The 6,626-nt window shown below is 70.3% G+C and carries 6 protein-coding genes; 3 read left to right on the plus strand and 3 right to left on the minus strand.

Annotated features, from left to right (window positions below; genetic code table 11):
- A partial coding sequence (locus tag U9980_RS10785) for a sacsin N-terminal ATP-binding-like domain-containing protein (RefSeq protein WP_416210224.1) occupies positions 1-977 on the minus strand: 977 nt, incomplete at its 3' end.
- A gap of 101 nt (positions 978-1,078) precedes the next feature.
- On the opposite strand from U9980_RS10785, the gene U9980_RS10790 reads away from it, so the two are divergent.
- The 3 genes from U9980_RS10790 (at position 1,079) to purM (ending at position 4,951) form a co-directional block, all read left to right on the plus strand.
- Positions 1,079-1,900, plus strand: a complete 822-nt coding sequence (locus U9980_RS10790) for a sterol carrier family protein (RefSeq protein ID WP_322767786.1) — start codon at positions 1,079-1,081, stop codon at positions 1,898-1,900.
- Positions 1,901-2,072: 172 nt separating this feature from the next.
- Positions 2,073-3,776 (plus strand): amidophosphoribosyltransferase, encoded by a 1,704-nt coding sequence (gene purF / locus U9980_RS10795; protein ID WP_416210225.1) that lies wholly within the window; start codon positions 2,073-2,075, stop codon positions 3,774-3,776.
- A 23-nt stretch (positions 3,777-3,799) separates the two neighbouring features.
- Positions 3,800-4,951, plus strand: a complete 1,152-nt coding sequence (gene purM / locus U9980_RS10800; RefSeq protein ID WP_322767788.1) for a phosphoribosylformylglycinamidine cyclo-ligase — start codon at positions 3,800-3,802, stop codon at positions 4,949-4,951.
- Between the two features lie 269 nt (positions 4,952-5,220).
- Here purM and U9980_RS10805 read toward each other — a convergent pair whose 3' ends face one another.
- Complete coding sequence (locus tag U9980_RS10805) at positions 5,221-5,424, minus strand: DUF3073 domain-containing protein (RefSeq protein WP_322750294.1); 204 nt, start codon at positions 5,422-5,424, stop codon at positions 5,221-5,223.
- 188 nt (positions 5,425-5,612) lie between these two features.
- A partial coding sequence (locus U9980_RS10810) for a Glu/Leu/Phe/Val family dehydrogenase (RefSeq protein WP_322767789.1) occupies positions 5,613-6,626 on the minus strand: 1,014 nt, incomplete at its 5' end.

Here is a 6,626-nt window from a genome sequence, read left to right on the forward strand (position 1 = left end):
TCATGCCCATTCAGGCCTCCGGGCGCGCCAGAAAGATCATTGTCGCGCGCCCTTTGGCCGGCGGGCCCCGCCGGGCCCGCCGGGGTGGGGTCCACCCAGACGCAGGAAAGCGTCGTGCGAGCACCGTCGACCACGACGGTGATCTCGGACAGTCCGGGCATCACCAGCGGAAGCGTCGGGTCGAGACCGGCCAGCAGGGCGCGGGCCAGCGCCATCGCGCCCGCGTCACGCAGCGGTAGCCGGACGACGGTGTCGTAGCCCTCCGGCGGTGGCGGCGCGTCGGCCAGCGTTGAGGGCAGGCGCAGCACGGGGACGGCACCGTCGCGGCGGGTCAGTTCGGCGTCGAGGGCGGGCACACCGAGTGTGTTGATCGCGTCGATGGTCGCCTGTTTCGACCAGCCGACACCACCGCTGTGGTGGTCCCGCTCCTCCCACGGCCCCATCGGCCGTCGGGACACGATCGACGGAGTGTCGCTGACGGCTAGAACCGCGGCGAAACCGACCCCGAATCGGCCGAGAGCCGCGGTGTCGCGCTTTGCGGAGGCACGCAGAGTGGACAGTGATTCGACCCCGGCCGCGGACAGCCCCGCCCCGGTGTTGGCGATCTCCAGCATCCCGGCGTGAGATTCTGTCGCCGTGTCGTCGCTGCTGGTCAGCGTCATCAGAACACGGCAGGGCACCGCCGCGGCGTGGGCCGCGTCCACGGCGTTCTGGAGCAGTTCAACGACGAGTCGGTCGCGGTACGCGCCGCGGGCGGCGTCCTCCTCGGCGTTCGCGTCCTCGCGGAACCGCGCGGGGGATGCGGCCCAGGCGTCGAGGACCCGGCGTTGGATCGCGGCCGTCCCGAAAGGGTCGTTCAGCTCGCCGACAGCGAGCTGATCATGTCGGTCGTCGCGGCGCGGGTGGTCCAGCGGGTCGGCCTGGGCGTCGCCGCTGTCAGCGTCCACGATCACGTTTCCGTACGGCTGCGCGTCCATCGCCTCATCCTCCTCTTCAATGCCGGGTAGATGGGAGAGCAGGTGCAGCTAGGGCCTGTCCGGTCGGCCCGTCTTCCGCCGGCCGATAATTCAGAACCGTGGTGTCCGCGGCTCGTCGTGATGATCGCAAGCTGGTGTCGGCGGTGGTCGGCCAGTGGGAGCGGATCGCCGAACGGGCGGCCGTACTCGCAGCGCAGGAGTGTGCGCGGCCGAGCAGGCTGCCCGGCTGGAGTGCCGCGGACCTTGTCCTCCACACCGCCGGGTCGGCGGCTGCGCTGGCCGCGGCGCTCGCGGGTCCGCCCCCGCCGGCCGCGGACGCACGTCCGGAACGTCTTCTGAGCGTGGAGTCCTACCTGGCGGCGCCGGCCGGGTTGGCGGGGCTCGGCCCGCGCGACGACGCACCCAACGGGACGGCCGCCGATACGGGGACGGCCGCCGAGACGCGGTGGGGAGCCGGTGAGCGCGGCCGGCTGCGGTCGCGGTTGGGTGACGGCATCGCCGCCGCTGTGGCCGGGCTCGCCGGCGTCGACCCGGCGCGTCCGGTCATGACCGCAGCCGGTGGGATGCGGCTGGGGGACCTTCTGGTCGCACTGGCGGTGGACGGTGTTGTCCACGGTCTTGACCTGGGGGTCGATCCGCATCGGGATGCGGTGCGGATCGTCGTGCGGACCTTCACCGGTCTACTCGTGGCGCGCGCTCCGGGGCGTTGCGTCGAGGTACGGGTGCCGCCGTTCGCGGCGGTGCAGGTCGTCGACGGTCCGCGGCACACCCGGGGCACACCGCCGAACGTGGTCGAAACCGATCCGGTCACCTTCGTCGATGTCGCCGTGGGCCGCCTGAGCTGGGTGGACGCGGCGGCGGACGGTCGCGTGCGGGCCAGCGGCTCCCGCGCCGACCTGCGTCCTTACCTTCCGTTGCTGTAAGGCGCATGTGCTTCGGGTGCTCGAGGGACTACCCGGACCGGACCTGTCCGTGGTGTCCCGCATGAGTTGGAGATCGACAGGTGTCGGGCGGGTTGGCGCTGCTAGCGTGGGCTGCGGACCAGTGTGAACGACGTCCCAAGGAGCTGTGTTGCCCGACGTCGGTGACTGTTCGATGTCCAACTCTGCCCGTCCGACGGCGCATGTCGAACCAGCGGATGTCTCCCGCAGCGACAGCCGGCTTCCGGCGACGACCACTGAGCACCGTGATGCCGGGGACTGGGCCCGTGAGTACGTCGATGATCCAGGTCCGCGGGACGCCTGCGGGGTGTTCGGGGTGTGGGCTCCGGATGAGGACGTTGCGAACCTAACCTACTACGGACTGTACGCGTTGCAGCATCGGGGCCAGGAAGCGGCGGGTATCGCGGTCGCCGACGGCCGGACGGTCGTCGTCTTCAAGGAACTGGGGCTGGTCGCCCAGGTCTTCGACGATGTGACCCTGGCGAGCCTGACCGGGCACCTGGCCGTGGGCCATACCCGTTACTCGACCACCGGATCGTCGACCTGGGACAATGCCCAGCCGTCCTACCGGTCGTCGCACGGCGGTGGAGCGGTTGCACTGGGTCATAACGGCAACCTCACCAATACCGCGACCCTGGCCGCGGACTTCGCCGACACCGTCAGGGGCCCGATCCGGGCGACGACGGACTCCGACCTGATCACCGCGATGTTGGCCGCGCATCCCGGCCTGACGCTGGAAGAAGCGGCCATGGACGTGCTGCCCCGGCTGGCCGGCGCGTTCTCGCTGGTGTTCTGCGACACCTCGACCCTGTACGCCGCCCGGGACACCCACGGTGTGCATCCGCTCGTGCTGGGTCGGCTCGGCGGGGACGGCCCGGACACCGGTTGGGTCGTGGCGAGTGAGACCGCTGCCCTCGACATCGTCGGCGCCGGTTTCGTCCGCGAGGTCGAACCCGGTGAACTGATCGTCATTGACGCCGACGGGCCGCGCTCGCACCGGTTTGCGCCGGCGACACCGCACGGATGCCTGTTCGAGTACGTCTACCTCGCTCGTCCCGACACCACGATCGCGGGCCGTTCCGTGCACGCGACCCGGGTCGAGGTCGGGCGGACACTCGCCCGCGAGGCGCCGGCGGAGGCCGATCTCGTGATCGGGGTGCCGCAGTCGGGCGTGCCCGCAGCGGTCGGCTTTGCCGAGGCCAGCCACATCCCGTACGGCGACGGGCTGGTGAAGAACTCCTATGTGGGACGGACGTTCATCCAACCGTCGCAGACGATCCGCCAGCGTGGGATCCGGCTGAAGCTCAATCCGCTGCGTGATGTCATCGACGGCCGCCGCCTTGTCGTCGTCGACGACTCGATCGTGCGGGGTAACACCCAACGCGCCCTGGTGCGGATGCTGCGCGAGGCCGGCGCCACCGAGGTACATGTGCGGATCTCCTCGCCGCCGGTGCGCTGGCCGTGCTTCTACGGCATCGACTTCGCCACCCGCTCCGAACTGATCGCGCACAACGCCCACGTCGATGAGATCCGCGAGTCGCTGGGAGCCGACTCCCTGGCCTACGTGTCACTGGCCGGCCTGGTCGCGGCGTCCCGCCAGCCGGTGGCGCAGCTGTGCCGAGCCTGTTTCGACGGGGTGTACCCGGTGCCGTTGCCGCATGCCGACCACCTCGGCAAGTACCTGCTGGAAGACGCCGCGGACGGTGACCGTGCCGGCCACGACCCCGCGCTCGTGGGCGGCGCGGCCTTGGGCGGCGCGGCCTTGGACGGCGCGGCCTTGGATGGCGCGGCCTTGGATGGCGCGGGCATGGACGGCGCGGGCATGGACGGCGCCAGCCCGGTGGCACGGCGACGGTGAGCGCGCCGCCGCCTGATCAGCCTGTGACGAACGTGTCCTACCGGGACGCGGGCGTGGATATCGACGCCGGTGACCGCGCCGTGGCGCTCATGCGCGCGCATGTCGCGCGGGCCACCCGCCCGGAGGTCGTCGGATCGCTCGGGGGCTTCGCCGGGCTGTTCGCGCTCGACGTCACCCGCTACCGGCGTCCCCTGCTCGCCTCGTCGACCGACGGTGTGGGCACGAAGATTGCTGTTGCGCGGGCCGTCGGCCGGCATGACACCATCGGTGTCGACCTGGTTGCGATGGTCGTGGACGACCTGGTGGTCTGCGGCGCCGAACCGCTTTTCCTGCTCGACTACATCGCCTGCGGAGTCGTTGTTCCCGAGCGTATCGCCACAATCGTCGCGGGGATCGCGCTCGGCTGCCAACAGGCCGGCGCCGCCCTTGTCGGCGGTGAGACCGCTGAGCATCCCGGGCTCATGGGCCCCGACGACTACGATCTCGCGGCCACCGGTGTCGGTGTGGTGGAGACGGACGCGCTCCTTGGCCCGCAGCGGGTGCGATCGGGGGACGCGGTGGTGGCGATGGCCTCCTCCGGTCTGCATTCCAACGGCTACTCCCTGGTGCGTCATGTGCTGCTCGGCCCGGTCGACCCCGACGGCCCGGGCGGGGTCTCGCCCACGGGTCTCGCCGCCCTGGCCCGTCATGAGGACAGCCTGGGGACCACTCTCGGTGATGCCCTGCTCGTCCCTACCCGGATCTACGCCCGTGACTGCCTGGCGCTGGCCGCGGCCGTGGACGTTCACGCGTTCGCGCACATCACCGGTGGTGGGCTCGCGGCCAATCTGGCCCGGGTGATCCCCACCGAATTGACCGCCCGGCTGGACCGGTCCACGTGGACCCCGCCACCCGTGTTCAGCCTGCTCGCCGAGCGTGGTGGTGTTCCAGCGGTAGAGATGGAACGGACGTTCAACCTCGGGGTGGGGATGGTCGCGGTGCTGCCTGCGCAGGACGCCTGCGCCGCCCTCGACCTGCTCGCCGCGCGCGGGATACCAGCGTGGATCATCGGCGAGGTCGTCCGTTGCGATGCCGACGGCCCCGCGAACAGCCCGGCTGACGGCGTCGGCGATGCGGATGATGATCGCGATCGCGTTGGTCAGCCGGCGGAGATGGTCGGCGAACATCCACGTTAGAGCGACCGTCCGCGACTGAGATGTGGGTCGACCATGCCAGCACGTCATGGCCTGATGGCCTGAGGCATGTGGCGGTACTCGCCCATGGATGCGGCACCGGATCCCGCGAACGCCGGCACAGGACGCCCGCGCAGCCACCGCTGCGGCCTGCGTGGGCCTAGCCGCATGGGCTCCTTGGGCCGCCGCCAACGCGATAAAGATCACCATCGCGTTGCCCTCGGTCACATGGGAGCCCGGGATCCGGAGACCCGCAACCATGTTTGTGTCACTTACCGCCGACCGGTGTCCTCGTCCTCGTCGGCGTAGTCGTACTCGTAGGAATCATCCGACGAGTGCTGATCGTCCGCGGTGTCTTCTCGCGCGCTACCGGCACCCAGATCGGCTTTTAGGCGATCAAGGTCCATGTTGGGCGAGTTGTACTTGAGCTCGCGGGCGACTTTCGTCTGCTTGGCCTTTGCTCGGCCGCGCCCCATGGCTCGACCCCCTCGAACATGACGACGGGGACCCGCCCCGGTGCTCTCATTATCTCGTGCCTCCCGAGACTACAGGGATCGCGGGCTCATGGGCACGCCAACCCGACAGTTGTCGGGCCGCACGACGATTGCGATGAACGACGTGTGACGTGGATCACTGATCGACATCCCAAGCTGGTTGCTTAGAGTCATGGGATGAGGATCCTACGCAGTTGTCCGATCCCGGTCATCCGGCGCTCCGCGAGCTGGGTGGCGGCCACGGTGGAGGTCACCCCGGCCTGCTCGGCATGGCCGAGAACGTCCAGCGTTGACGCGAAGATACGGCTGACCCCGGCCTGCGCCCGCTCGTGCGAGTAGCCCTCGACCTCGTCGGCCACCTGGATCAGACCGCCGGCGTTGACCACGAAGTCGGGTGCGTAGAGGACGCCCGCGGCGGCCAACCGTTCGTCCACGCCGGCATCGGCGAGCTGGTTGTTAGCTCCGCCACAGACGACCCGCGCGTACAGGGCGCTCGCCACCTCCGCGGTGAGCGCTCCGCCCAGCGCGCACGGCGAGTACACGTCGACGTCGGCGGTGATCAGCGCGTCGGGATCGGTCCGCAGCTCGGCGTCGGGATACTGCGCGTGGACCCGATCGAGCGCGGCCTGGTCGACGTCCGCGGCGACCACGGCGGCGCCGTCGGCGAGCAGCCGGCCGACCAGACGCCGGCCGACCTTCCCGAGTCCGGCCACGGCAACACGGCGACCGACAAGCGACGGCGTGCCCCACAGGTACTCGGCGCAGGCACGCATGCCCTCGAACACGCCGTAGGCGGTCAGGACGCCGGAATCGCCGGAGCCACCCTGCGCAGGCGACCGTCCGGTGACCCATCGGGACTCGCGGGCGACCACGTCCATGTCCTCGACGTAGGTTCCGACGTCACAAGCGGTGATGTAACGGCCCCCGAGCGAGGCGACAAAGCGTCCGTATGCGCGCAGCAGCAGCTCGGACTTGTCCCGGCTCGGATCACCGATGATCACAGCTTTGCCGCCGCCGAAGTCGAGGCCGGCGCAGGCGGCCTTGTAAGCCATTGCCCTGGACAGCGCCAGGGCGTCGAGCAGCGCCGCGTCCTCGTCGACGTAGGGGTGGAACCTGGTCCCGCCGAGGGCCGGGCCGAGTGCCGTGGAGTAGATCGCGATGATCGCACGCAGTCCACTGGCGGC

It is taken from the genome of Protofrankia sp. Cr1 (assembly GCF_963555865.1).
In the GTDB taxonomy this organism is placed as follows: Bacteria; Actinomycetota; Actinomycetes; order Frankiales; family Frankiaceae; genus Protofrankia.

Excerpts from the sequence above, each read along its gene's own strand:
- purF (WP_416210225.1), top strand. The coding sequence starts at position 2,073 with ATGTCCAACTCTGCCCGTCCGACGGCGCATGTCGAACCAGCGGATGTC.
- U9980_RS10805 (WP_322750294.1), bottom strand. The coding sequence starts at position 5,424 with ATGGGGCGCGGCCGAGCAAAGGCCAAGCAGACGAAAGTCGCCCGCGAG.